Source organism: Pseudomonas sp. KCJK8993, assembly GCF_046230915.1.
Classification (GTDB): Bacteria; Pseudomonadota; Gammaproteobacteria; order Pseudomonadales; family Pseudomonadaceae; genus Aquipseudomonas; species Aquipseudomonas piscis.
The window spans coordinates 39672-63593 of record NZ_JBJJLO010000005.1; the positions used below are offsets into that span (position 1 = coordinate 39672).

General features: G+C 64.6%; 25 protein-coding genes. 14 read left to right on the plus strand and 11 right to left on the minus strand.

The window, feature by feature from the left end; genetic code table 11:
* Positions 1-276 precede the first annotated feature (276 nt).
* The 3 genes from ACK6AU_RS03165 (at position 277) to ACK6AU_RS03175 (ending at position 3904) form a co-directional block, all read left to right on the plus strand.
* Entirely contained in the window at positions 277-1335 is a 1059-nt protein-coding gene (locus tag ACK6AU_RS03165; RefSeq protein WP_185696707.1) for a PA0069 family radical SAM protein, read from the plus strand.
* Positions 1336-1554: 219 nt separating this feature from the next.
* Positions 1555-2292: a carbonic anhydrase gene (locus tag ACK6AU_RS03170; RefSeq protein WP_409297700.1), complete on the plus strand. Its 738-nt coding sequence runs from the start codon at positions 1555-1557 to the stop codon at positions 2290-2292.
* A 91-nt stretch (positions 2293-2383) separates the two neighbouring features.
* Positions 2384-3904 carry a SulP family inorganic anion transporter gene (locus ACK6AU_RS03175; RefSeq protein ID WP_409297702.1) on the plus strand — a complete coding sequence of 507 codons (1521 nt, stop codon included), beginning with the start codon at positions 2384-2386 and terminating at the stop codon, positions 3902-3904.
* Between the two features lie 66 nt (positions 3905-3970).
* Here ACK6AU_RS03175 and ACK6AU_RS03180 read toward each other — a convergent pair whose 3' ends face one another.
* A complete protein-coding gene (locus tag ACK6AU_RS03180) occupies positions 3971-4621 on the minus strand; it encodes a hypothetical protein (protein WP_022642257.1) in 651 nt (216 codons plus the stop codon).
* Positions 4622-5045: 424 nt separating this feature from the next.
* Here ACK6AU_RS03180 and coxB point away from each other — a divergent pair, with 424 nt between their 5' ends.
* The 4 genes from coxB to ACK6AU_RS03200 all read left to right on the plus strand — a co-directional run bounded on the left by coxB (position 5046) and on the right by ACK6AU_RS03200 (position 9369).
* The gene (coxB, locus tag ACK6AU_RS03185) at positions 5046-6173 is read left to right on the plus strand and encodes a cytochrome c oxidase subunit II (protein WP_185696705.1); all 1128 of its coding nucleotides are present in this window, start codon (positions 5046-5048) and stop codon (positions 6171-6173) included.
* Between the two features lie 82 nt (positions 6174-6255).
* Positions 6256-7851, plus strand: a complete 1596-nt coding sequence (gene ctaD, locus ACK6AU_RS03190; protein ID WP_185696704.1) for a cytochrome c oxidase subunit I — start codon at positions 6256-6258, stop codon at positions 7849-7851.
* Positions 7852-7887: 36 nt separating this feature from the next.
* Positions 7888-8448: a cytochrome c oxidase assembly protein gene (locus tag ACK6AU_RS03195; protein ID WP_185696703.1), complete on the plus strand. Its 561-nt coding sequence runs from the start codon at positions 7888-7890 to the stop codon at positions 8446-8448.
* A gap of 33 nt (positions 8449-8481) precedes the next feature.
* Entirely contained in the window at positions 8482-9369 is an 888-nt protein-coding gene (locus tag ACK6AU_RS03200; RefSeq protein ID WP_185696702.1) for a cytochrome c oxidase subunit 3, read from the plus strand.
* 6 nt (positions 9370-9375) lie between these two features.
* Here ACK6AU_RS03200 and ACK6AU_RS03205 read toward each other — a convergent pair whose 3' ends face one another.
* Positions 9376-9579: a twin transmembrane helix small protein gene (locus ACK6AU_RS03205; RefSeq protein WP_185696701.1), complete on the minus strand. Its 204-nt coding sequence runs from the start codon at positions 9577-9579 to the stop codon at positions 9376-9378.
* Positions 9580-9649: 70 nt separating this feature from the next.
* Here ACK6AU_RS03205 and ACK6AU_RS03210 point away from each other — a divergent pair, with 70 nt between their 5' ends.
* From ACK6AU_RS03210 to ACK6AU_RS03230, 5 genes are read left to right on the plus strand one after another with little or no spacing between them, the layout of a single operon-like run.
* Positions 9650-10390 carry an SURF1 family protein gene (locus ACK6AU_RS03210; RefSeq protein ID WP_185696700.1) on the plus strand — a complete coding sequence of 247 codons (741 nt, stop codon included), beginning with the start codon at positions 9650-9652 and terminating at the stop codon, positions 10388-10390.
* On the plus strand, positions 10356-10946 hold the full coding sequence (locus ACK6AU_RS03215) for a hypothetical protein (RefSeq protein ID WP_053137961.1): 591 nt from the start codon (positions 10356-10358) through the stop codon (positions 10944-10946). Before ACK6AU_RS03210 ends, ACK6AU_RS03215 begins: the two co-directional genes overlap by 35 nt.
* A gap of 10 nt (positions 10947-10956) precedes the next feature.
* On the plus strand, positions 10957-12036 hold the full coding sequence (locus ACK6AU_RS03220) for a heme A synthase (protein WP_185696699.1): 1080 nt from the start codon (positions 10957-10959) through the stop codon (positions 12034-12036).
* Positions 12024-12926, plus strand: a complete 903-nt coding sequence (cyoE, locus tag ACK6AU_RS03225; protein ID WP_185696698.1) for a heme o synthase — start codon at positions 12024-12026, stop codon at positions 12924-12926. Before ACK6AU_RS03220 ends, cyoE begins: the two co-directional genes overlap by 13 nt.
* Positions 12923-13558 (plus strand): SCO family protein, encoded by a 636-nt coding sequence (locus ACK6AU_RS03230; protein ID WP_185696697.1) that lies wholly within the window; start codon positions 12923-12925, stop codon positions 13556-13558. Before cyoE ends, ACK6AU_RS03230 begins: the two co-directional genes overlap by 4 nt.
* Positions 13559-13769: 211 nt before the next feature.
* Here ACK6AU_RS03230 and ACK6AU_RS03235 read toward each other — a convergent pair whose 3' ends face one another.
* The 3 genes from ACK6AU_RS03235 to ACK6AU_RS03245 all read right to left on the minus strand — a co-directional run bounded on the left by ACK6AU_RS03235 (position 13770) and on the right by ACK6AU_RS03245 (position 16286).
* Positions 13770-14543, minus strand: a complete 774-nt coding sequence (locus ACK6AU_RS03235; protein WP_185696696.1) for a MetQ/NlpA family ABC transporter substrate-binding protein — start codon at positions 14541-14543, stop codon at positions 13770-13772.
* Between the two features lie 61 nt (positions 14544-14604).
* Positions 14605-15279, minus strand: a complete 675-nt coding sequence (locus tag ACK6AU_RS03240; protein WP_085593931.1) for a methionine ABC transporter permease — start codon at positions 15277-15279, stop codon at positions 14605-14607.
* Complete coding sequence (locus tag ACK6AU_RS03245) at positions 15279-16286, minus strand: methionine ABC transporter ATP-binding protein (RefSeq protein WP_409297708.1); 1008 nt, start codon at positions 16284-16286, stop codon at positions 15279-15281. The genes ACK6AU_RS03240 and ACK6AU_RS03245 overlap by 1 nt, the downstream gene beginning before the upstream one ends.
* A 213-nt stretch (positions 16287-16499) precedes the next feature.
* On the opposite strand from ACK6AU_RS03245, the gene katE reads away from it, so the two are divergent.
* Positions 16500-18695: a catalase HPII gene (katE, locus tag ACK6AU_RS03250; RefSeq protein ID WP_409297755.1), complete on the plus strand. Its 2196-nt coding sequence runs from the start codon at positions 16500-16502 to the stop codon at positions 18693-18695.
* 36 nt (positions 18696-18731) lie between these two features.
* Here the strand turns inward: katE and ACK6AU_RS03255 are convergent, their stop codons facing one another.
* From ACK6AU_RS03255 to zur, 4 genes are read right to left on the minus strand one after another with little or no spacing between them, the layout of a single operon-like run.
* The gene (locus ACK6AU_RS03255; RefSeq protein WP_409297710.1) at positions 18732-19463 is read right to left on the minus strand and encodes a PA5502 family lipoprotein; all 732 of its coding nucleotides are present in this window, start codon (positions 19461-19463) and stop codon (positions 18732-18734) included.
* A 37-nt stretch (positions 19464-19500) separates the two neighbouring features.
* On the minus strand, positions 19501-20289 hold the full coding sequence (znuB, locus tag ACK6AU_RS03260) for a zinc ABC transporter permease subunit ZnuB (RefSeq protein WP_409297712.1): 789 nt from the start codon (positions 20287-20289) through the stop codon (positions 19501-19503).
* Positions 20282-21052: a zinc ABC transporter ATP-binding protein ZnuC gene (znuC, locus tag ACK6AU_RS03265; protein WP_185696691.1), complete on the minus strand. Its 771-nt coding sequence runs from the start codon at positions 21050-21052 to the stop codon at positions 20282-20284. Before znuC ends, znuB begins: the two co-directional genes overlap by 8 nt.
* On the minus strand, positions 21052-21534 hold the full coding sequence (gene zur / locus ACK6AU_RS03270) for a zinc uptake transcriptional repressor Zur (protein WP_185696690.1): 483 nt from the start codon (positions 21532-21534) through the stop codon (positions 21052-21054). The genes znuC and zur overlap by 1 nt, the downstream gene beginning before the upstream one ends.
* Positions 21535-21591: 57 nt before the next feature.
* On the opposite strand from zur, the gene ACK6AU_RS03275 reads away from it, so the two are divergent.
* The gene (locus tag ACK6AU_RS03275; RefSeq protein ID WP_409297715.1) at positions 21592-22521 is read left to right on the plus strand and encodes a zinc ABC transporter substrate-binding protein; all 930 of its coding nucleotides are present in this window, start codon (positions 21592-21594) and stop codon (positions 22519-22521) included.
* Between the two features lie 85 nt (positions 22522-22606).
* On the opposite strand, the gene ACK6AU_RS03280 is transcribed toward ACK6AU_RS03275, so the two are convergent.
* The gene (locus ACK6AU_RS03280; protein WP_185696688.1) at positions 22607-23557 is read right to left on the minus strand and encodes a homoserine kinase; all 951 of its coding nucleotides are present in this window, start codon (positions 23555-23557) and stop codon (positions 22607-22609) included.
* Positions 23558-23622: 65 nt separating this feature from the next.
* Positions 23623-23910, minus strand: a complete 288-nt coding sequence (locus ACK6AU_RS03285) for a DUF2782 domain-containing protein (RefSeq protein WP_185696687.1) — start codon at positions 23908-23910, stop codon at positions 23623-23625.
* Positions 23911-23922 lie beyond the last annotated feature (12 nt).

Here is a 23922-nt window from a genome sequence, read left to right on the forward strand (position 1 = left end):
CAGCGTCGTTGGCGCGAATCCTTCGCAGGCCTTGGCGTCTGTCGGCCTTCTGCGAGCTCAAGGAGCAGACCGGCCCTGATCTCGATTCGAAGGTGAAGTCGAGCTTTGGCGGGAGCTACCAGGAGCTGGAAACCAGCGATAAACGGATCAAGATCAACGATGGGTGGGGGCGACTGACCCGTTCGCTGACCAAGCTCGCGAGCGTTCTGCTCGACGGCGCTAGGCAGCTTGTCGCAGCTCAATTACTGTATGCGCATACAGTTATGGAGTGCCCCCATGTCCAGCCCCCTGCCGCCCCGCGGTCGCGGCACCGCGAGCAACCCGCACAACCGTTTCGCCCCCAGCCGCTCGGTGGCCGAGGATGACGGCTGGCACCAGGAAGTGCCGCTGACCCAGGGCACCGAGGTGCGCTTGGAAATCGCCAAGTCGATCATCACCCGCAACCATTCGCCGGACCTGCCCTTCGATCGCTCGATCAATCCCTATCGCGGTTGCGAGCACGGCTGCATCTACTGCTATGCGCGGCCCAGCCATGCCTACTGGGACATGTCGCCGGGGCTGGACTTCGAAACCCGGCTGATCGCCAAGAGCAATACCGCCACCCTGCTGGAGCAGCAACTGTCCAAACCCGGCTACCAGTGCGCGCCGATCAACCTGGGTTCCAATACCGATCCCTACCAACCGATCGAGCGTGAACAACGGCTGACCCGGCGCACCCTGGAGGTGCTGCTGCGCTACCGGCATCCGGTGACCATCGTCACCAAGGGTTCGCTGATCCTGCGCGACCTGGACCTGCTGGCCGAGCTGGCCCGGCAGCGGCTGGTGGCGGTGATGATCAGCCTCACCACCCTGGACGATGAACTCAAGCGCATCCTCGAGCCCCGGGCCGCGGCGCCCAAGGCCCGCGTGCGGGCGATCCGGGTGTTGCGCGAAGCGGGCATCCCGGTGGGAGTGCTGTGCTCGCCGATGATCCCGATGATCAACGACAGCGAACTGGAGGCCCTGCTGACCGAGGCCCAGGCCGCCGGGGCGCAAAGCGCGGCCTACATGATGCTGCGCCTGCCCCTGGAGGTGGCGCCTTTGTTCGAGGAATGGCTGGCGGCGCATTACCCGCAGCGGGCGGCCCATGTCCTGAGCCTGATCCGCCAGAGCCGCGGCGGCGAACTCTACGACAGCCGCTTCGGCAGCCGCATGCGCGGCGAGGGCCCGTTCGCCGACCTGCTGGCCCAGCGTTTCGCCAAGGCACTCAAGCGCCTGGGGCTCGACCGTCGCGGCGGTTTCGACCTGGACTGCTCGGCATTCTGTCCGCCGGGCAGGCAGATGTCGTTGCTGTAGGCCCGCGGCTTTTGCGAAGGGAGGTGCCGCCCATCGTTTCGCGGCCCATAGTGGCGTTCTAGAGCGCTGCATTCAGTTTGAGTTAAGTTTTCACGGCTACCTTGCTCATCAAGTGACTTGGATGTCACTTCCGACGGTTCGGTCGTTTTTTGCTCAGCCGTTGGCGTCGTGCCGGATCATGTCTGGGACATTCACCACATCCGACAGAGAGCATCAATCATGAGTGACAAGGATAAACAGCCGCTGGCTGCGTCGGCTCCAGCCCCTACCAACGGTTCCGCCGAGACCGCCGATGCAGCGCTGCAGCATATCGTCGACGGTTTTTTGCATTTTCATCATGAAGTCTTTCCGCAGCAGCAAGAGTTGTTCAAGAAACTCGCCACGGCCCAGCGGCCAAGGGCGATGTTCATCGCCTGTGCCGATTCGCGGATCGTTCCCGAACTCATCACCCAAAGTTCCCCTGGCGACCTGTTCGTGACCCGCAACGTGGGCAACGTGGTGCCGCCCTACGGGCAGATGAACGGTGGTGTATCCACGGCGATCGAATACGCGGTAATGGCCCTGGGCGTGCACCACATCATCGTTTGCGGACATTCGGACTGCGGGGCCATGCGCGCCGTGCTCAACCCGCAGAGCCTGGAAAAGATGCCCACGGTCAGGGCCTGGCTGCGCCACGCCGAAGTGGCCCGGACCATGGTCCAGGACAATTGCTCGTGCGCCGACGAGCCTTCGGGCATGCATGTCCTGACCGAAGAGAACGTCATCGCCCAGTTGCAGCACTTGCGTACCCATCCTTCCGTTGCCTCGCGCATGGCCAACGGCCAGTTGTTCATCCACGGCTGGGTCTATGACATCGAGACCAGCTCGATCAAGGCCTACGACGCGGACAAGAGCTGTTTCCTGCCGCTCGACGGTAGCCATCCGATTCCCGTGGCGACGCCCAAAGCGCGTTTCTGAATCCACCTCAATTCCTTGTGAGGTCTTGGCCTGGGCGGCTTGCGAGCAGTCCGGCCTTGCCACGCCTGAAGAAAATGTCGGGAGAGTTGTCATGCGTGCAGCACAGCTTAAAAGTGTCCTGCCACGGGAGCTGTTGGCTTCGGTGGTGGTGTTTCTGGTGGCCCTGCCCCTGTGCATGGGGATTGCCATCGCCTCGGGCCTGCCGCCGGCCAAGGGCCTGATCACCGGGATCATCGGCGGCCTGGTGGTGGGTTGGCTGGCGGGATCGCCATTGCAGGTCAGCGGCCCGGCCGCGGGGCTGGCGGTGCTGGTCTTCGAGTTGGTGCGCCTGCATGGGGTGGCCATGCTCGGGCCGGTCCTGTTGCTGGCCGGGCTGTTGCAGTGGTTGGCCGGGCGCCTGCGCCTGGGGTGCTGGTTCCGGGTCACGGCACCGGCAGTGGTATACGGCATGCTGGCGGGTATCGGCGTGCTGATCGTGTTGTCCCAGGTCCACGTGCTGGTGGATGCCGCGCCCCAGGCCTCGGGGCTGGATAACCTCGCCCGCTTTCCCGCAGCGCTGTCGCGGGCCCTCGATGGCCTGGGCTGGCAGGCCGGGTTGCTGGGGCTGGCGACCATCGCGGTGATGTGGGGCTGGGACAAGTGGCGGCCCCGGGCGCTGCGTTTCGTCCCCGGGGCGCTGCTCGGGGTGGGCTTGGCGACCCTGGCCAGCCTGCTGCTGGCGCTGCCGGTGAACCGGGTCGAGGTGCCGGCGAGCATGGCCGAGGCCATCGACTGGTTGCGTCCTGGCGACCTGTTGCACCTGGCGGACCCGGCCCTGCTGGTAGCGGCCGTGGCCCTGGCTTTCATCGCCAGTGCCGAGACGCTGCTCTCGGCTGCTGCTGTGGATCGCATGCACAACGGCCAGCGTTCGGACTTCGACCGCGAGCTGTCGGCCCAGGGCACTGGCAACATGCTCTGCGGCCTGCTGGGCGCCCTGCCGATGACCGGGGTGATAGTGCGCAGTTCGGCCAACGTCCAGGCCGGTGCCCGCACGCGCTACTCGACCATCTTCCACGGCCTGTGGCTGTTGGGGTTCGTCCTGCTGCTGTCCAGCGTACTGCAGCGCATCCCGGTGGCGAGCCTGGCCGGCGTGCTGGTCTACACCGGCTTCAAGCTGGTGGATCTCAAGGCCTTCCGTGGTTTGGGACGCTACGGGCGGATGCCGATGTTCACCTATGCGGTGACGGCCCTGGCGATCGTCTTCAGCGACCTGTTGACCGGGGTGCTGGTGGGCTTCGCCCTGACCTTGCTCAAGCTGGCGTTGCAGGCCGCGCGCCTGAAGATCAGCCTGGTCGACCTGCCGCAGGCGGGACAGATGGAACTGCGCCTGGTGGGGACGGCGACCTTCCTCAAGGTGCCCGCGCTGAGCCAGGTCCTGGCCACGGTGCCGGCGGGGACGACCTTGCATGTGCCGCTCAACCACCTGGGCTACATCGACCATGCGTGCCTGGAATTGCTGGAAGAATGGGAGCGGGCCAGCGCGGCCAAGGGCTCGCGGCTGGTGATCGAGTCCCGGGGCCTGAAGCGACGCCTGGAGGGACGCTTGAGCGGTGTCGGCGGGATGGGCGTGTGAAGCATGGGCCTGGCGCCAGGCCCTTCGCCACAAGGCCCACGGTGGGCCTTGCCGGCGAGGAGTGGGTCAGGCGGCGGGCTGGTCGAGTTCCAGTTCCACGCCCAGCTGGCGTGACAGGCACGGCCAGCGCTTCCAGGCTGCCTCGGTGTCGGGGCTGCCGAGTCGGTCGCGGTAGGTTTCCACTGACTCCAGGGCGAAGCTGTCTTCGTCGAGCATGGCGTCGACCGCGTGATGCACGGCTTCGTCCAGTTGGTTGGCAAAGGTTTCGCCGATCAGCTGATGGGCGATGAGATTGGCGACCGTCATGTCCAGGGGGATCAGTGGACGGCCGAAGTGCTTGATGTACAGGTCGTTGACTTCCTCTACCAGGCGCAGGGCCAGGTAGGCTTCGTCCAGCAGGCCGTCGAGGCCGACATGCCCGGCCATGATGGCCGGCGGCTGGAGGAAGAATTGCTCGGCGATCTTGAGCACCGGCTTGATCTGCGATTCGATGCCCGCTTCGCGGGCAACGGCGTTGGCGGCGTCCAGAAGGTCTGGCACCTGATCGATGTATGCGCTGACGAAACGGGTCATGACGCCTTGTGCGTCGACTTCGGGCAGCAGGATGGCGGGGTGCAGGTGAGGGAGCTGCGCTTCCAGTTGGCGGGCCAGGTGGCCCGTGCTGGCTTCGTGCTGTTGAGCCAATAGGATCTGCTCGCGTAATGCGGCGGTGTTCATGAAAGCTCCAGGGACAAGGGCGGTCGATCGGGACAACCGAGGTGGGATGACGGCCTGCCGCCCATTAGCGACCATCCCTCGGGGGGAGAACATAAGTTAGCCTGCTCATCAAAGTGTTTAAGACATATTTGTAATATTCACTTATTACTTAGTAGGGTGCGTTATATCGTCGCACCCCCTCTTTTTCGTCAATCCCTTGATTACCGTGGCCTGCAAAGCTTCCATGGGGTGTTTCAGCAGGTTTACGCCATTGCGTTGCGAGGTGAGAGTCGCTGGCTATACTCGCCAATGTATGAAGTTAGCTGATGATGCCCGACTGCAATTGCAGCGAGGCTCGACGGTCTAAGTTCGTAGTCTAGGCAGTCGCTCCCTTGCCGCAGGTGTATAGCCGGCGGGATAACAAGAACGATAAGGGGAACCCGCAATGAAGCGACATCCACACGTCTGGATGGGCCTCCTGTTGTGGACGATATTCAGTCAGGCGCAAGCCGCCTGGACGGTGAATATGGCGCCTGGGGCTACCGAGATAAGCCACGCGGTATTCGACCTGCACATGACCATCTTCTGGATCTGTGTGGTGATCGGCGTCATCGTCTTCGGCGCGATGTTCTGGTCGATGATCATTCACCGTCGTTCCACCGGCCAGGTCCCGGCCAGGTTCCACGAAAGCACCACGGTGGAAATCCTCTGGACCATCGTTCCCTTCCTGATCCTGGTGGCCATGGCCGTGCCGGCCACCGCGACCCTGATCAAGATGTACGACACCAGCGAGCCGGACGTGGACGTGCAGATCACCGGCTACCAGTGGAAGTGGCACTACAAATACCTGGGCCAGGATGTGGAGTTCTTCAGCAACCTGGCCACTCCCGCCGAACAGATCCACAACAAGAGCGCCAAGGGCGAGCACTACCTGCTGGAAGTCGACCAGCCGCTGGTGCTGCCGGTGGGCGCCAAGGTGCGGTTCCTGGTGACCGCCGCCGATGTCATCCACTCCTGGTGGGTACCGGCCTTCGCGGTCAAGCGCGATGCCATCCCCGGTTTCGTCAACGAAGCCTGGACCCGGGTCGACAAACCCGGCATCTACCGTGGCCAATGCGCCGAGCTGTGCGGCAAGGACCACGGCTTCATGCCGATCGTGGTGGAGGTCAAGTCCCAGGCCGACTACGACGCCTGGATGGGCGAGCGCAAGGCCGAGGCCGCCAAGCTCAAGGAGCTGACCAGCAAGGAATGGACCCTCGACGAACTGGTGGCCCGTGGCGACAAGATCTACCACACCACCTGCGTGGCCTGTCACCAGGCCGAGGGCCAGGGCCTGCCGCCGATGTTCCCGGCGCTCAAGGGCTCGAAGATCGCCACCGGACCCAAGGAGGCTCACCTGAGCCTGGTGTTCCACGGCAAGCCGGGCACCGCCATGGCCGCCTTCGGCAAGCAGCTGTCGGAAGTCGATATCGCCGCCGTGGTCACCTACGAACGCAACGCCTGGGGCAACAACAAGGGCGACATGGTGACGCCCAAGGATGTCCTGGCGCTCAAACAGGCGGAAAGCAAATGAGCCGGCTTCTTGGGTATCTGCGCAACCGGTCGCGGCGCGCCGCCGCCGATCGTCCAGTCCATTCGCGTGCAGGAGACAGGACATGAGTGCTGTGATCGATGACCACGGCCATGCCGGCCATGATGACCATGCCCACGGGCCGGCCAAGGGCCTGATGCGCTGGGTACTGACCACCAACCACAAGGACATCGGCACCCTCTACCTGTGGTTCAGCTTCACCATGTTCCTGGTGGGCGGCACCTTCGCCATGGTGATCCGCGCCGAGCTGTTCCAGCCCGGCCTGCAGATCGTCGAGCCGGCGTTCTTCAACCAGATGACCACCATGCACGGCCTGGTGATGGTCTTCGGCGCAGTGATGCCGGCCTTCGTCGGCCTGGCCAACTGGATGATCCCGCTGATGATCGGCGCGCCGGACATGGCCCTGCCGCGGATGAACAACTTCAGCTTCTGGCTGCTGCCCGCGGCCTTCCTGCTGTTGCTCTCGACCCTGTTCATGGCCGGGGGCGGGCCGAACTTCGGCTGGACCTTCTACGCGCCGCTGTCGACCACCTATGCGCCGGAAAGCGTGACCTACTTCATCTTCGCCATCCACCTGATGGGCATCAGCTCGATCATGGGGGCAATCAACGTCATCGCCACTATCCTCAACCTGCGCGCCCCGGGCATGACCCTGATGAAAATGCCGCTGTTCGTCTGGACCTGGCTGATCACCGCGTTCCTGCTGATCGCGGTGATGCCGGTGCTGGCGGGCGTGGTGACCATGATGCTGATGGACATCCACTTCGGCACCAGCTTCTTCAGCGCCGCCGGCGGTGGCGATCCGGTCCTGTTCCAGCATGTGTTCTGGTTCTTCGGCCACCCCGAGGTGTACATCATGATCCTGCCGGCCTTCGGCGCGGTCAGCTCGATCATCCCCACCTTCAGCCGCAAGCCGCTGTTCGGCTACACCTCGATGGTCTACGCCACCGGGGCCATCGCCTTCCTGTCGTTCATCGTCTGGGCGCACCACATGTTCGTGGTGGGTATCCCGCTGGTGGGCGAGTTGTTCTTCATGTACGCCACCTTGCTGATCGCCGTGCCCACGGGGGTCAAGGTGTTCAACTGGGTGAGCACCATGTGGCAGGGCGCGCTGACCTTCGAGACGCCGATGCTGTTCGCCGTGGCCTTCGTCATCCTGTTCACCATCGGCGGTTTCTCCGGGTTGATGCTGGCCATCGCCCCGGCGGACTTCCAGTACCAGGACACCTACTTCGTGGTGGCGCACTTCCACTACGTGCTGGTGCCCGGGGCGATCTTCGGCATCTTCGCCTCGGCCTACTACTGGCTGCCCAAGTGGACCGGGCACATGTACGACGAGACCCTGGGCAAATTGCATTTCTGGCTGTCCTTCATCGGCATGAACATGGCGTTCTTCCCCATGCACTTCGTCGGCCTGGCCGGCATGCCGCGCCGGATCCCGGACTACAACCTGCAGTTCGCCGATTTCAACATGGTGTCGTCCATCGGTGCCTTCACCTTCGGCGCGACGCAGATCTTCTTCCTGTTCATCGTCATCAAGTGCATTCGCGGCGGCGCGCCGGCCCCGGCCAAGCCCTGGGAAGGCGCCGACGGGCTGGAGTGGAGCATTCCGTCGCCAGCGCCGTACCACACCTTCGTCACGCCGCCGGAAGTGAAATGAACAGCCTGGCGCGGGACCTGCTGGGAGGATGGGCCGATGGCTGAGATTTCGTTGAAGAAGCTGGTCACGCGCCTGTTGCTGGTGGTGGTGGCGATGTTCGTCTTCGGGTTCGCCCTGGTGCCGATCTACGACGTGATGTGCAAGGCCCTGGGGATCAATGGCAAGACCAGCGGGCAGTACCAGGATGCGCAACGACAGCAGGTCGATACCTCGCGCCAGGTGCGGGTGCAGTTCCTGTCCACCAACGCCATCGACATGGTCTGGGACTTCTACCCCAAGTCCGATGACATCGTGGTCCACCCGGGTGCGGTGAACGAGATGATCTTCATTGCCCGCAACCCCAGCGACCACCCGATGAGCGCCCAGGCGATCCCGAGCATCTCGCCCAGTAGCGCGGCGGTGTATTTCCACAAGACCGAGTGCTTCTGCTTTACCCAGCAGGTGCTGCAACCCGGTGAGCAGATCGAGATGCCGGTGCGTTTCATCGTCGATCGCGACATGCCCAAGGATGTGAAGCACCTGACGCTGGCTTACACGCTGTTCGATATCACCGCGCGTCATCCACCGGTGGCGGCCGCCGCCAAGACTGGCGGCTAGGCGCCCTGGCGTGCCCGATAAGGAGAACAATCAATGGCGACCCATGAGCACTATTACGTCCCCGCCCAGAGCAAGTGGCCGATCGTCGCCACGCTGGGCATGTTCATCACCGTGGCTGGCCTTGCGACCTGGTTCAACGACCTCAAGGCGGCGCGCCCGGAATCCCACGGTCCGCTGATCTTCTTCGTCGGCGGCCTGCTGCTGGCCTACATGCTGTTCGGCTGGTTCGGCGCGGTGATCAAGGAAAGCCGCGCCGGGCTGTACAGCGACCAACTCGACCGCTCGTTCCGCTGGGGCATGAGCTGGTTCATCTTCTCGGAAGTGATGTTCTTCCTGGCCTTCTTCGGCGCCCTGTTCTACGTGCGGCACCTGTCCGGGCCCTGGCTTGGCGGCGAGGGACACAAGGGCATCGCCCACACCCTGTGGCCGAACTTCCAGTTCGTCTGGCCGCTACTCGAAAACCCCGATCCGAAGCTGTTCCCATCGCCCAAGGGGACCATCAGCCCCTGGGGCTTGCCGCTGCTCAACACCGTGCTGCTGGTGAGCTCCAGCGTCACCGTGACCATCGCCCACCACGCCCTGAAGAAGGGCCATCGCGGGGCACTGAAGCTGTGGCTGGCGCTGACCGTGGTGCTGGGCTGTGCCTTCCTGGGCTTCCAGGCCAAGGAGTACATCCATGCCTATCACGAGCTGGGCCTGACCCTGGGCTCTGGGATCTACGGCGCGACCTTCTTCATGCTCACCGGCTTTCACGGGGCCCACGTGACCATTGGCACGCTGATCCTGTTCGTGATGCTGATGCGGGTGATGCGTGGGCATTTCGATGCCGAGCACCAGTTCGGCTTCGAGGCCGCCAGTTGGTACTGGCACTTCGTCGACGTGGTATGGATCGGCCTGTTCGTTTTCGTCTACGTGCTCTGAACAGCCTTACCAGGGGGAATGGGACACCAGCTGGCCGCTGAAGAAACCCCAGGCGATCAAGCCCACGGTGATCACGGCCAGGCACACTCGAATACTCAGCGAGGTCAGCAGGCGCTTGGATTGACTGTCGTCCTTGACCAGAAAGAACAGGCCGCTGAACAGGCTGACAACCGTGGCAATCAGCATCAGGACGATGGCTGCTTTGAGCATGGTGGACTCCGGGGGGAAGCGCGATGCAAGTCAGTATAGCGAGTGGATTTCTCACGTTTGCGGCGCGGCCATGAAGGGCTTTCGCCCGGGCCTGGTGCCGACCCTGGTGGTGCTTGCGTTGCTGCCGGTGCTGGTTTGGCTGGGGTTCTGGCAACTGGGGCGTGGCGAGCAGAAGCGCCAGCTGCTGGACAGCTACGCCGAACGCCGGACGGCCGCGCCGGTGCCGTTGTTCGAGCTGCTGGAGGCGTCGGACCCGGCCTTCGCGCGCGTGCGCTTGCACGGGCATTTCGATGGCGAGCACAGCCTGCTGCTGGATAACCGCCTGCACGAGGGCAAGGTCGGGGTCGAGCTGCTGCAACCCTTCCTGGACCAGGCCAGCGGCCGCTGGTTGCTGGTCAACCGTGGCTGGCTGCCCTGGCCCGACCGGCGCACACCGCCGCGTTTCGACACCCCTTCGCAGAGCCTGGACCTGGAGGCCTGGGTCTATGTCGCACCGGGGTCGGCGTTCCAGCTGCATGCCGATCCATCGGGGGCCAGTTGGCCGCGGCTGGTGACGGCGGTGCTGCCGGACAAGCTGTGGGCCGAGCTGGGTCGCACAGGTTTCGATCATGAGGTGCGCCAGGAATCCGGCCCCGGCGCCTATCTCACACAGTGGCCCGTGGTCGCCATGGGCCCGCAAAAGCACCAGGCCTATGCCGCGCAGTGGTTCGCCTTGGCTCTGGCCCTGCTCGCCCTCTACGGCTACTTCGGCTGGCACAACGCAAGGGAGAAACGCCATGGGAACGGCCATGAATCCACCCAACATCTCTGAAACCCGGATGCCCAGCCGGCGGCGCGGTCGTTGGCAACTGGTGCTGATCGTGCTGATGGTGATCGGCCCGATGATCCTCGCCACCTGCATGTACAAGCTGCAGTTCTGGGTGCCGGACAGCCGCAGCTATCACGGCGAGATGATCGGCAATGGCCAGACTCGCGCGCAGATCGGGGTTTTCGCCGAGGACAACCGGTGGCAGATCCTGGTCACCGCGCCCCGGGGCTGCCTCGAGGATTGCCAGCAACTGGTGTACCTGGCGCGCCAGCTCCAGGTGGCCCTGGGCCGCGATGCCTCGCGGGCCAGCCATGCCCTGGCCAGTGCCCAGCCACTGGACGCCGGGTTCGAGGCCAGGTTGCAGCGCGAGTACCCGCAATTGCAGCGCTACCCGCTGGACCTGGCGACCTTCGCCAAGGGCGCCAGGGACTCCCAGGCGCCGCAGCTGTGGATCGTCGATCCCCACAGCAACCTGGTGCTGCGCTATGACGCCGGGGTCAAGGGCAAGGACTTGCTCGACGACCTGCGCCACCTGCTGAAACTGTCGAACATCGGATGAGGGCATCGACATGGCCAAACCTGGATTTCGCCTTGCCTTGTTCGCCACCCTGCTGGCGTTGATCGTGGTGCTGCTGGGGGCCTATACCCGGCTGACCCATGCCGGTCTCGGTTGCCCCGACTGGCCCGGTTGCTACGGTTTCATCAGCGTGCCCAAGAGCGAGGCCCAGCTGGCCCATGCCGAGCTGCACTTTCCCGAGGCGCCGGTGGAAGCGCACAAGGGCTGGAACGAGATGATCCACCGCTATTTCGCCGGCACCCTGGGGCTGTTGATCGTGCTCCTGGCCGCGCGTTCCTGGACCCATCGGCGCTATCCCGGGCAGCCGCTGAAGCTGCCGCTGTTCCTCTTGGCGGTGGTGTTCGCCCAGGCCGCCTTCGGCATGTGGACCGTGACCCTCAAGCTCTGGCCCCAGGTGGTCACCGCGCATTTGCTCGGCGGCTTCGCCACCCTGAGCCTGCTGTTCCTGCTGACCCTGCGCTTGTCCGGCGTGCTGCCGGCGCTGATCGTGCCGCGGCGCCTGCAGCACTGGGCCACGGCCGCCCTGGTGCTGGTGATCGGACAGATTGCCCTGGGTGGCTGGGTCAGCTCCAACTATGCGGCGGTGGCCTGTATCGACCTGCCCACTTGCCATGGGCAGTGGTGGCCGCAGATGGATTTCGCCAATGGCTTCCACCTGACCCAGCACATCGGCCCCAATTACCTGGGCGGGCAGTTGGATAGCGATGCCCGCACCGCGATCCACATGACCCACCGCCTGGGTGCGGTGCTGGTGAGCCTGGTGCTGCTGGGGCTGGCCTGGCAGTTGCGCCAGGTGGGCATGAGCCGCCTGGCCGCCTTGGTATTGGTGGCGCTGGCGACCCAGGTCGGCCTGGGCCTGAGCAACGTCCTGCTGCACTTGCCGCTGCCGGTGGCCGTGGCTCACAACGCCGGGGGCGCTGCCTTGTTGCTGACCCTGGTACTGGTCAACTATCACGCCCGGACCAGCCTGGTGCAGGTCCGCGAACGCCGGCCCCTGGGCTGGCGGCTCAGTCCTCGCAAGCCGGTGTCTGGTCTTGTCACTATCAAAGGAGAGATGCCATGGCGACTCTGATCGATACCCGTCAGCACCCCCAGGCGCTGTGGCGCGATTACCTGGAACTGACCAAGCCCAAGGTGGTGGTGCTGATGCTGATCACCTCCCTGGTGGGCATGTTCCTCGCCACCCGGGCCGGCGTGCCCTGGACCGTGCTGGTGTTCGGCAACCTGGGCATCGGCCTGTGCGCGGGAGGCGCGGCGGCCGTCAACCATGTGGTGGACCGGCGCATCGATGCGCAGATGGCCCGCACGCGCAAGCGTCCACTGGCCGAGGGCCGGGTCTCGCCCCGGGCCGCGCTGGCCTTCGCCCTGCTTCTGGCCCTGGCCGGGCAGGCGTTGCTGCTGGCCTTCACCAATCCGCTCACGGCCTGGCTGACCCTGGCCTCGCTGCTGGGCTACGCGGTGGTCTACACCGGCTTTCTCAAGCGCGCGACGCCGCAGAACATCGTCATCGGCGGCTTGGCCGGCGCCGCCCCGCCGCTGTTGGGCTGGGTCGCCGCCACCGGCCACCTGAGCGCCGAGCCGTTGCTGCTGGTGCTGGTCATCTTCGCCTGGACCCCACCGCATTTCTGGGCCCTGGCCATCCACCGCAAGGAGGAATACGCCAAGGCCGATATCCCGATGCTGCCGGTGACCCACGGCGAGCAGTACACCAAGGTGCATATCCTGCTCTACACCTTCGCCCTGCTGGCGGTGAGCCTGCTGCCCTTCGTGATCCACATGAGCGGCGTGCTGTACCTGGCCTGCGCCCTGATCCTGGGCGGGCGCTTCCTGCAATGGGCGTGGGTGCTGTACCGTGGCACTCGACCACACGCGGCGATCGATACCTTCAAGTACTCTATCTACTACTTGTTCCTGCTGTTCATCGCCTTGCTCGTAGACCACTACCTACTGTTGAACCTATGACCAGAACCCAGAAAACCGTCTTCATCCTCGTTGCCGTGGTAGCCCTGATCCTGGGCCTGACCGTCAATAAAGTCCTGTCCGGCAAAGGCCAGGGCGACCCTACCGCACTGATCGACGCCGGCATCATCCTGCTGCCCCAGAGCCGCACCCTGCCTGCGGTGAAGATGCTCGACCAGGATGGCCAGCCAGTGGTGGTGGACGAGCTCAAGGGCAAGTGGTCGCTGCTGTTCTTCGGCTACACCTTCTGCCCGGACATCTGCCCCACCACCCTGGCCCAGCTACGCCAGATCAAGAGCGAACTGCCCAAGGAGGTGGTGGACCAGTTGCAGGTGGTGCTGGTCAGCGTCGATCCCAACCGCGATACCCCGCAGCAGCTCAAGCAGTACCTGGGCTACTTCGACAAGGACTTCAAGGGTTTGACCGCCTCTTCGGTCGAAGACCTGCAGAAGCTTGCCAATGCCGTGAGCATTCCCTTCATCCCCGCCGACACCAGCAAGCCCAACTACACCGTGGACCACAGTGGCAACCTGGCGGTGATCGGCCCGGACGGCAACCAGCGTGGCTTCATCCGCGCGCCGCTGAACAACCAGAAGCTGGTGGCCCAGCTACCGGCGATGGTGCAACGCAAGTAATGCTTGCCCTGTAGCCGCTGCCGCAGGCTGCGCCAAGGCGCGCAGCGCCTTCAGGATCGCCAGGTCGCGTCCTCTGCGAGGCCGTGCGCAGCCTGCGGCAGCGGCTACATACAGCGTGCCGGGGTTTCAGGATGCGGCTACACATAGGCGGTTGAATGCTGAAACGCAACGGGGCGCCCCAAGGCGCCCCGTTGCTGTTTCTGCGAGTCGATCAGAACGCCGGCACGATCGCGCCCTTGTACTTCTCTTCGATGAACTTCTTCACCTCAGGGCTGTGCAGGGCGGCAACCAGCTTCTTCATGGCCTCCGAGTCCTTGTCGTCAGGACGGGCCACCAGGATGTTCACGTAAGGCGAGTCCTTGCCTTCGATCACCAGGGCGTCCTTGGCCGGATCCAGCTTGGCTTCCAGGGCGTAGTTGGTGTTGATCAGGGCCAGGTCGACCTGGGTCAGCACGCGCGGGATGGTGGCGGCTTCCAGTTCGCGGAATTTCAGGCCTTTGGTGTTCTCGGCGATGTCCTTGACGGTGGCCAGGATGTTGTTGGCGTCCTTGAGCTTGATCACGCCGGCCTTGTCCAGCAGCAACAGGGCGCGGCCGCCGTTGGTGGCGTCGTTGGGCACGACCACGGTGGCGCCGTTGGGCAGTTCCGACAGTTGCTTGTACTTGCTTGAATAGGCGCCCAGGGGCTCCACGTGCACGCCGGCGACGCTCACCAGCTGGGTGCCCTTGGCCTTGTTGAACTCATCCAGGTACGGCTGGTGCTGGAAGAAGTTGGCGTCCAGGCGTTTCTCCGCCACTTGCACGTTGGGCTGCACGTAGTCGGTGAAGACCTTGACCTTCAGGTCCACGCCTTCCTTGGCCAGGGCCGGTTTGACGAACTCCAGGATCTCGGCGTGGGGCACCGGCGTGGCGGCCACGGTCAGGGTTTGGGCGGCATGCGCGGAGAACGCGGCCATGGCTGCGAAAGCGACGAGTAGTTTTTTCATCGAACAAGCTCCTTGTAAGTCGCCCGACCCCGGGCGCCTGCCGGCCAGCCGGCGATTGCGTTTATTTACGGGAAAAGTGCACTACCAGCTTATCGCCGATGATCTGCAGAACCTGAACCAGCACGATCAGCAGTACCACGGTGACCGACATCACGTCGTCCTGGAAGCGCTGGTAGCCATAACGGATGGCCAGGTCGCCGAGGCCCCCCGCACCTACCACGCCGGCCATGGCGGTATAGCCGACCAGGGCGATGGCGGTGACGGTGATGGCCGCGATGATGCCCGGACGGGCTTCCGGCAGCAGGGCGTTCATGATGATCTGCCGGGTCGTGGCACCCATGGCCTGGGTCGCCTCGATGATGCCCCGGTCCACTTCGCGCAGCGCGGTTTCCACCAGGCGGGCGAAGAAGGTCGAGGCCCCCACCACCAGCGGCGGGATCGCGCCAGCCACTCCCAGGGAGGTGCCGGTGATCAGGATGGTGGTGGGGATCATCACGATCAGCAGGATGATGAATGGCAGCGAGCGGATGGCGTTGACCACGAAGCCCAGCACCGAATACACGCCTTTCTGTTCCAGCAACTGCTTGGGGCTGCACAGGAACAGCAGGACCCCCAGTGGCAGGCCCACCAGCACGGTGAAGAACAGCGAAGTGCTGAGCATGATCATGGTGTCGCTGGTGGCGATGCCGATGTCGACCCAGTCGATGTTGTCGAAGTAACTCAGTAGGCCTTGCATCAGCGCAGCACCTCCATGTGGACATCCGCCGCGGTGAAGCGGGCGAAGGCCGCTTCCATGTCGCCGCCGGTGATGGCCAGGGTCAGTTGCCCGTAAGGGGTGTTCTTGATGCGGTCGATGCGTCCGGCAAGGATGCTGTAGTCGACCCCCGTCTCCCGGGCCACGGTGCCCAGCAGCGGTGCATAGGTGGACTCGCCCTGGAAGGTCAGGCGCACGATGCGCCCCGGTACGTGGGCGAAGTCGTCACGTTGTTCGTTCTCGTCGACCTGCTCGTCTTCCTGGACGAAGCGCTTGGTGGTCGGGTGCTTGGGATGCAGGAACACCTGGGCTACATCGCCTTGCTCGACGATCATGCCGGCGTCCATCACCGCCACCTGGTCGCAGACGCGACGGATCACGTCCATCTCGTGGGTGATCAGGACGATGGTCAGCTTCAGCTCGCGGTTGATCTCGGCCAGCAATTGCAGGACCGACGCCGTGGTCTGTGGGTCCAGGGCGCTGGTGGCCTCGTCGCACAGCAGGATCTTGGGCTTGGTGGCCAGGGCGCGGGCGATGCCGACGCGCTGCTTCTGGCCGCCGGACAGCTGCGCCGGGTACTTGCGGGCATGGTCGGCCAGGCCCACGCGGGCCAGCAGTTCGGTGACGCGCTGGTCGATCTCGGTCCGTGACAGCTCGCCGGAGAGCTGCAGCGGCAGGGCCACGTTGTCGGCCACGGTCTTGGAGGCCAGCAGGTTGAAGTGCTGGAAGATCATCCCGACCTGCTGGCGGAAGCGGCGCAGGCCGCTGGCGTCCAGCGCGGTGATTTCCTCGTTGTCGACGATGATCCTGCCACCGCTGGGGTTCTCCAGGCGGTTGATCAGGCGCAGCAGGGTGCTCTTGCCCGCGCCGGAGTGGCCGATCAGGCCGAAGACCTGGCCAGCCTCGACCCGAAGACTGGTCGGGTGCAGCGCGGGAATATCCCTACCGGCGACCCGGTAGGTTTTATGGACGTTTTGAAACTCGATCACGTAGCGAACCTTGTGAGGCGCGTTAGAAAGGGGTCAGCGGTTAGCCGGGCGCGCATTTTAGCCTGTCCGTATAGAGGTTCTTAGCATTTATTTCGTAATCATCCTGCCATTTGGCAATAACGCGATCAAAGGTCATAAAAAAGGAACGCTCGCGGCGAATCCCCAGTCACTACCTAAGCCACTCGAAAGCGCCCAGGTGCCGTGCCTTGGCGCATCCGCCCGCGAAGCCCAGGCACGCCCGGGATTTCGCCAACGAGGAGTATGTGTCTGATGAGTACCCAGAAAACCACCCGCTCGAACAGCCAGGCCGCGGGAACCGACACCCTGGACCGGGGCAACAGCAACGCCAAGCTCGAAAGCCTGGAGCGGTTTCGCAGCGACGCCACCGGACAGGCCCTGCGCACCAACCAGGGAGTGAAGATCGCCGATAACCAGAACACCTTGAAAGCCGGTGCCCGCGGCCCTTCGCTGCTCGAAGACTTCATCATGCGGGAGAAGATCACTCACTTCGACCACGAGCGGATTCCCGAGCGCATCGTCCATGCCCGCGGCACTGGCGCCCATGGTTACTTCCAGAGTTATGCCGATCATTCGGCGCTGACCAAGGCCGGTTTCCTGCGTGATCCGGGGAAAAAAACACCCGTGTTCGTGCGCTTTTCCACGGTCCAGGGACCAAGAGGCTCCGGCGATACCGTGCGTGACGTGCGCGGCTTTGCGGTGAAGTTCTTCACCGACGAGGGCAACTTCGACCTGGTGGGCAACAACATGCCGGTGTTCTTCATCCAGGATGCGATCAAGTTCCCCGACTTCGTGCATGCGGTGAAACCCGAGCCGCACAACGAGATTCCCACCGGCGGTTCGGCCCATGACACTTTCTGGGACTTCGTCTCGCTGGTGCCGGAGTCGGCGCACATGGTCATCTGGGCCATGTCCGACCGGGCCATTCCCAAGAGCCTGCGCAGCATGCAGGGTTTCGGTGTGCACAGCTTCCGTTTCATCAATGCCGAGGGGCGCTCGCACTTCGTCAAGTTCCATTGGCATCCGTCGGTGGGCACTTGTTCGCTGCTCTGGGACGAGGCGCAGAAGCTGGCGGGCAAGGACACCGACTTCCACCGCCGTGATCTCTGGGAGGCCATCGAGATCGGCGACTACCCGCAATGGGAGTTGGGCGTGCAGATCATCGCCGAGGAGGACGAGCACAAGTTCGAGTTCGACATTCTCGATCCGACCAAGCTGATTCCCGAAGAGCTGGTGCCCATCACGCCGCTGGGCAAGATGGTGCTCAATCGCAACCCGGACAACTTCTTCGCCGAGACCGAGCAGGTGGCGTTCTGTCCTGGGCATATCGTGCCCGGCATCGACTTTTCCAATGACCCATTGCTGCAGGGCCGGCTGTTTTCCTACACCGATACCCAGATCAGCCGCCTGGGCGGGCCCAACTTCCACGAGTTGCCGATCAACCGGCCGGTAGCGCCGTTCCACAACAGCCAGCGCGACGCCATGCATCGCTCCACCATCGACAAGGGGCGGGCTTCCTACGAGCCCAACTCGATCGACGGCGGCTGGCCCAGGGAGACCCCGCCGGCGCCGGAAAACGGCGGTTTCGAGAGCTACAACGAACGTATCGATGCGCACAAGATCCGCCAGCGCAGTGAGTCGTTCAGCGATCACTTTTCCCAGGCGCGGCTGTTCTACAACAGCATGAGCAAGCATGAGCAGGAACACATCATCGCCGCCTACAGCTTCGAGCTGGGCAAGGTCGACCGGCCGCAGATTCGCGAGCGGCAGGTGCAGCAGATCCTGGCCAACATCGATTTGCAGCTGGCCAAGCGGGTGGCCGAGAACCTCGGCCTGCCGGCCCCGACCAAGGGCACGGTGGCCGAGCGCAAGATGTCGCTGTCGCGCTCGCCGGCCCTGAGCCAGGCCAATTTGTTATCCGGAGACATCAAGACTCGCAAGGTCGCGGTGCTGGTGGCCAATGGTGTCGACGGCGCGGCAATCGCTGCGCTGCAAAAGGCGCTCAAGGCCGAAGGCGCCCACGCCAAGCTGCTGGGGCCGACTTCGGCCGCGGTGACGACTGCCCAAGGCAAGCCACTGGCAGTGGATGCGTCGATGGAGGGTTTGCCGTCGGTGACGTTTGACGCCGTGTTCGTGCCGGGTGGCGCCCAGTCGATCAAGGCCCTGGCCGGCGATGGGGTCGCCCTGCACTACCTGCTCGAGGCTTATCGGCACCTGAAGGCCATCGCCTTGCACGGCGAAGCCCGTGAGTTGTTGCAGCGTCTTGGGCTGGAGGTGGACGAGGGCTTGATCGTCGGTGGCGATGCCAAGGCCCTGAAAGCGTTCTTCGCCGCTATCGCCCAGCATCGGGTATGGAGTCGCGAACCCAGGGCCAGGGCGATCCCGGCCTGAGGTGGTTGCCGGCAGCCTGCGGGCTGCCGGCCACGGTCATTGCGCCTGGCGTGGGGTCAGGACCATTTGCGCCGGCACATGGCGCACGATCTGCCGGCCGATCTGCCGGCCGATCTGCTGCTGGAAGTCGGGGTCGAGCTTCTTCACCCGCTTGCCCAGCAGGGTCGAGAGCCAGGGGTAGTCTTCGCGGCGCGGTACCTGGATGGTCACATCGCACTGGTAATTCACCACATCCGCGGCCAAGGCATCGAGCTGCCGGCGCAGCTTGCGAATGTCGGTGACGTTCAAGGCGATGGTGCTGCTGGGCGCCGAGGGGTCGATCAACTTGGCGGCAGGGCGTGCTTCAGCAGCCTTCAGCGCGGCTTCGGCCTTGTCCAGCTCGGCTTTGCGGGCGTGGGCGATGGCGCTGTTGACCCCACCGGTCAGCGCCGGCGCCTTGGGCATCAGCGCCCGGGCACGGCTCAAGGCAGTGGCCGCGGCATTCACATCGCCTTTTTGCAGGACGATCTGGCTGCGTTGCAGATAGGCCTCGGCCAACTGGCGCTGGTACTGCACCAATTGCTGATCGTCCGGCGTTTGCCCCTGCATCGCGGCGAGCTGGTCCTCGGCGGTCGCCAGTTCGTTGCTGGCGATGCTTTGTTGCAGCTGTGCGATGGCCGTGGCCCGCGCATCGGGGACCTCGGTGGCCGCCGGTGGCGTGCTTTGGCAGGCTCCCAGCAGCAGGAAAAATGCGACAAGGAGCAGATAACGGGAGGCGAACGGCTTCATTCCTGCGACTCTCTAATTGCGCAAAAAGCGAGCAAGTCTACACCCCTCGACGGGGCAGAACAAAACTCAGCAGAAACAGTGCGGCCGCCGTGACCACGATCGACGGCCCGGCCGGGGTGTCCTTGAACCAGGACAACGCCAGCCCGCCGCCCACGGCCAGAATGCCCAGCAGGCTGGCGCCCAGGGCCATCTGCTCCGGCGAGCGGGCGTGCCGCTGTGCCGCAGCGGCCGGGATGATCAGCAGGGAGGTGATCAGCAGCACCCCGACGATCTTCATCGCCACGGCGATCACCACTGCGATCAGCAGCATCAAGGTCATGCGCAGCGAGGCCACGGGCAAGCCTTCGACCCTGGCCAGTTCCTCGTGCACGGTGATGGCCAGCAATGGCCGCCACAGCGCCACCAGCAGCAACAGGACAGCGGCGCTGCCGCCGAGGATCCACGCCAGGTCGCCGGGGCTGATCGCCAGCAGGTCGCCGAACAGGTAGGCCATCAGGTCGATGCGCACCTCATGCATGAAGCTTAGTACCACCAGGCCCAGGGACAGGGTGCTGGGTGCAAGAATTCCCAGCAGCGTGTCGGATGCCAGGGGCTGGCGCTGTTGCAGGGTGACCAGCAGCACCGCCAGCAACAGGCAGCCGACGGTGACCGCCACCGCCGGGCTGACATCCAGCAGGAACCCCAGGGCGACGCCCAGCAGCGCGGCATGGGACAGGGTGTCGCCGAAATAGGCCATGCGCCGCCAGACCACGAAGGAGCCCAGGGGGCCGGCGACCAGTGCCAGGGACAAACCTGCGAGCAGGGCGTACAGCAGGAAATCAGCCATGCTTGCAGTTTTCTCCGTGCACATGGGGCTGGACCACCACCGAGCCGTGCAGGTCGTGGGCGTGGTCATGATGGTGGTGGTAGATCGCCAGGCTCGGTGCGTTCTTGCCGAACAGCTCGACGAAGGCCGGGTCGCCGCTGACCTGCTCGGGGTGCCCGGAGCAGCAGACGTGGCGGTTGAGGCAGACCACCTGGTCGGTGGTGCTCATCACCAGGTGCAGGTCGTGGGAAACCATCAACACGCCGCAGCCATGGCGGTCGCGCAGGCGGGTGATCAGGCTGTAGAGCTCGGCCTGGCCGGCCACGTCGACACCCTGAACCGGCTCGTCGAGGACCAGCAGCTCGGGCTCGCGCAGCAGCGCCCGGGCCAGCAGCACGCGCTGCATCTCGCCGCCGGAAATGCTTTGCACCGGGCTGTCGATCACCTGCTCGGCGCCCACTTCCTTGAGTGCCGCCAGGGCCCGGGCGCGGTCCACCCCGGGCACCAGGCGCAGGAAGCGCAGTACCGACAGCGGCAGGGTCGGGTCGACATGGAGCTTTTGCGGCATGTAGCCCACCCGCAGCCGGGGCTTGCGCCAGACGCTGCCGGTATCGGGCTTGAGCAGGCCGAGCACGGCACGCACCAGGGTGGTCTTGCCGGCGCCATTGGGGCCGATCAGGGTGACGATCTGCCCGGGTTCGACGCTGAGCTGGATGTTGTCCAGCACTGGCTGCCCGGCAAAGGTCACCCCGACCTGCTCGAGGCGGATCAATGCAGTGCCCATCAAGCCCCCTGGCAGCCCGAGCAGAGCCCGACCACTTCCACGGTCTGGCCTTCGACCACGAAGCCGACGTCGCGGGCGCTGCCGATGATCGCGTCGCTGATGGATTTCTGTTCGAGCTCGATGGCCGCGTGGCACTCGCGGCAGATCAGGAACTGGCCCTGGTGCGCGTGTTCCGGGTGGTTGCAGCCGACGAAGGCGTTGAGCGAGGCGATGCGGTGCACCAAGCCGTTTTCCAGGAGGAAATCCAGTGCCCGATAGACGGTCGGCGGCGCGGCGCGGCGGCCATCCTGCTCGCTGAGTACCGCCAGGATGTCATAGGCGCCCAGGGGCTTGTGGCTTTGCCAGACCAGCTCCAGCACCCGCCGGCGCAGGGCGGTCAGGCGCAGTCCCTGCCGCGTGCACAGGGCATCGGCCTCAGACAGTGCGTTGTGCACGCAGTGAGAGTGGTCGTGTGGTCGGCTGGCGAGGGGTGTTTTAGGCATGAGCGGCGACGAGGTTGGTGAGAGACGTTATTATGTTACCCGTTATCGCCTCTTCGAGTGTCCATCGTGCCCCGACTTTTTCGTCTTTTTGTCGCTTTTACCTTCAGCTTGTTCGCGATCGGTTCGGCCCAGGCCGAGGTCCGGGTGCTGACCAGCATCAAGCCGCTGCAATTGATCGCCGCGGCCGTGCAGGACGGCGTGGCGATTCCCGAGGTGTTGCTGCCGCCGGGCGCCTCGCCGCACAACTACGCGTTGCGCCCATCCGATGTGCGCAAGGTGCAGAGCGTGGATCTCTTGTACTGGATCGGCCCGGACATGGAAGGCTTCCTGCCGCGTGTACTGAAGGGCCGCAGCCTGCCCTCGGTGGCGGTACAGGACCTGCCAGGCATGAAGCTTCGGCGCTTTGCCGAAGACAGCCACTCCCACGCAGAGGAGGCCGACGAGCATGACCACGATCATCGCCCGGGCACCCTGGACGCCCATCTCTGGCTGTCGCCGGTCAACGCCCGGGTGATCGCCACTCGCATGGCGGCCGACCTGAGCGCCGCCGATCCGGCCAACGCCGCGCGCTACCAGGACAACCTGAAGGCTTTCAGCGAGCGCCTGGACGCCCTGGATACCCGCTTGAAGGCGCGCCTGGCTGGCATCGCCGGCAAGCCGTATTTCGTCTTCCATGAAGCCTTCGACTATTTTGAGGACGCCTATGGCCTCAAGCACGCCGGGGTGTTCAGCGTCGCTGCCGAGGTGCAGCCGGGGGCCCAGCATGTGGCGGCCATGCGCGCGCGCCTGCAGCAGGTGGGCAAGACGTGTGTGTTCAGCGAGCCGCCGCTGCGTCCGCGGCTGGCGGAAACCCTGGTGGCCGGCCTGCCGGTAAAGCTGGCCGAACTGGATGCCCTGGGTGGCTACACCCCGGCTTCGGCGACAGGCTATGAGCAGGTGCTGGAGAAACTAGGCAACGACTTGGCCGGCTGCCTGGAGCAGTTGTAACCGGGTTTCCAGCACGGGCTTGATCCTTCGCGGGCCAGTCCGCTCCTGCTCGTTCATGGCAGGGGCGGCTGGCCCGCGATGCGTTTCAGAGGGCGAACGGCAGGGCCACGCTGACCTGCTGGCGTTGGGCCAGGTAGCGCTGGAACTCCATCGGATCGTGGATCAGTACGTCCTGGCCGGCGAAGGTCTCGGCGGCGATCAGGCGCGACAGCCAGAAGCGCACGCAGGCCACCCGCAGGATGGTTGGCCACAGCTCGGCCTCGGCGGCGGTGAATGGTCGCAAGGTCGCGTAGGCACCGAGCAGGGCCCGGGCGCGCTGGCCGTCGAGCACGCCTTGGGCATCGGAACACCAGTCGTTCAGGGCGATGGCCACGTCATACAGCATCGGCCCCGAGCAGGCGTTGTAGAAGTCGATCAGGCCGGTCAGGTGGGTGCCTTCGAACATGGCATTGTCGCGGAACAGGTCGGCGTGGATGTTGGCCCGCGGCAGGGCGAGGATCCTGGCCTGGTGTTCGACGATCTCTTGCAGCGCACGTTGCAGCAGGTCCTGGGCGGCGCTGTCCAGGCGCGGCAGCAGCTTGGCGCCCTCTTCCTGCATCCAGTCCAGGCCACGATCGGTCTTGCGCTGGATCATGTTGTCCTTGGTGGCCACGTGCAGGTGGCCCAGCAGCTCGCCGACCTGGACGCAGTGCTGGGCGTTGGCCTGCTTGATGTGCTTGCCGGCCAGGCGCGGTTGCAGCAACGCCGGCTTGCCCGCCAGTTCCCGCAGGGCGATGCCGTCGGTGGTGCGCAGCGCGTAGGGCACCGGCAGGTCGGCTTCGTGCAGCACGTCCAGCAGTTCGATGAAGAACGGCATTTCCTGGACCGGGCCGCGCTCGACCAGGGTCAGGACGAACTCGCCCTGTTCCAGGCTGATGAAGAAGTTGGTGTTTTCGCTACCAGCGGCAATCCCCTGGAAGTCAAGCAGGCGGCCGAGCCCATACGGGGCGAGAAAGGTTTCCAGCTCGGGCCGAGCCAGGGGGGTGAACACAGACATGGTTGAGAACTGCCAGTACCGGCGCCGCTATCGAGACGGCGCCATTGAGTTGAAATGGGAGTGGCTTACCACTCGAAGATTTTCCACGAAGGGATCAGCATATCCGGCTGGTCCGAACGGATGAAGTTGCCGTCGGAGCCATCGGCGCGCACCAGGAAGTAGGGCTTGCCACCTTTTGGCGTGACCTTGATCGCATACAGGAAGCCATTTTGCCGGTATTCCTGGATGGTCTTGTCGCCTTCCGTGCGAATGGTGACTTCCGGGTCGGCCGAAGGCGCGTCTTGCGCGGCGATCGCTGCCATGGAGGAGACTGCAATCAAGCCGGCCAGCAGCAAGCGATTTAGTGTGCGCATGATAACCTTGTC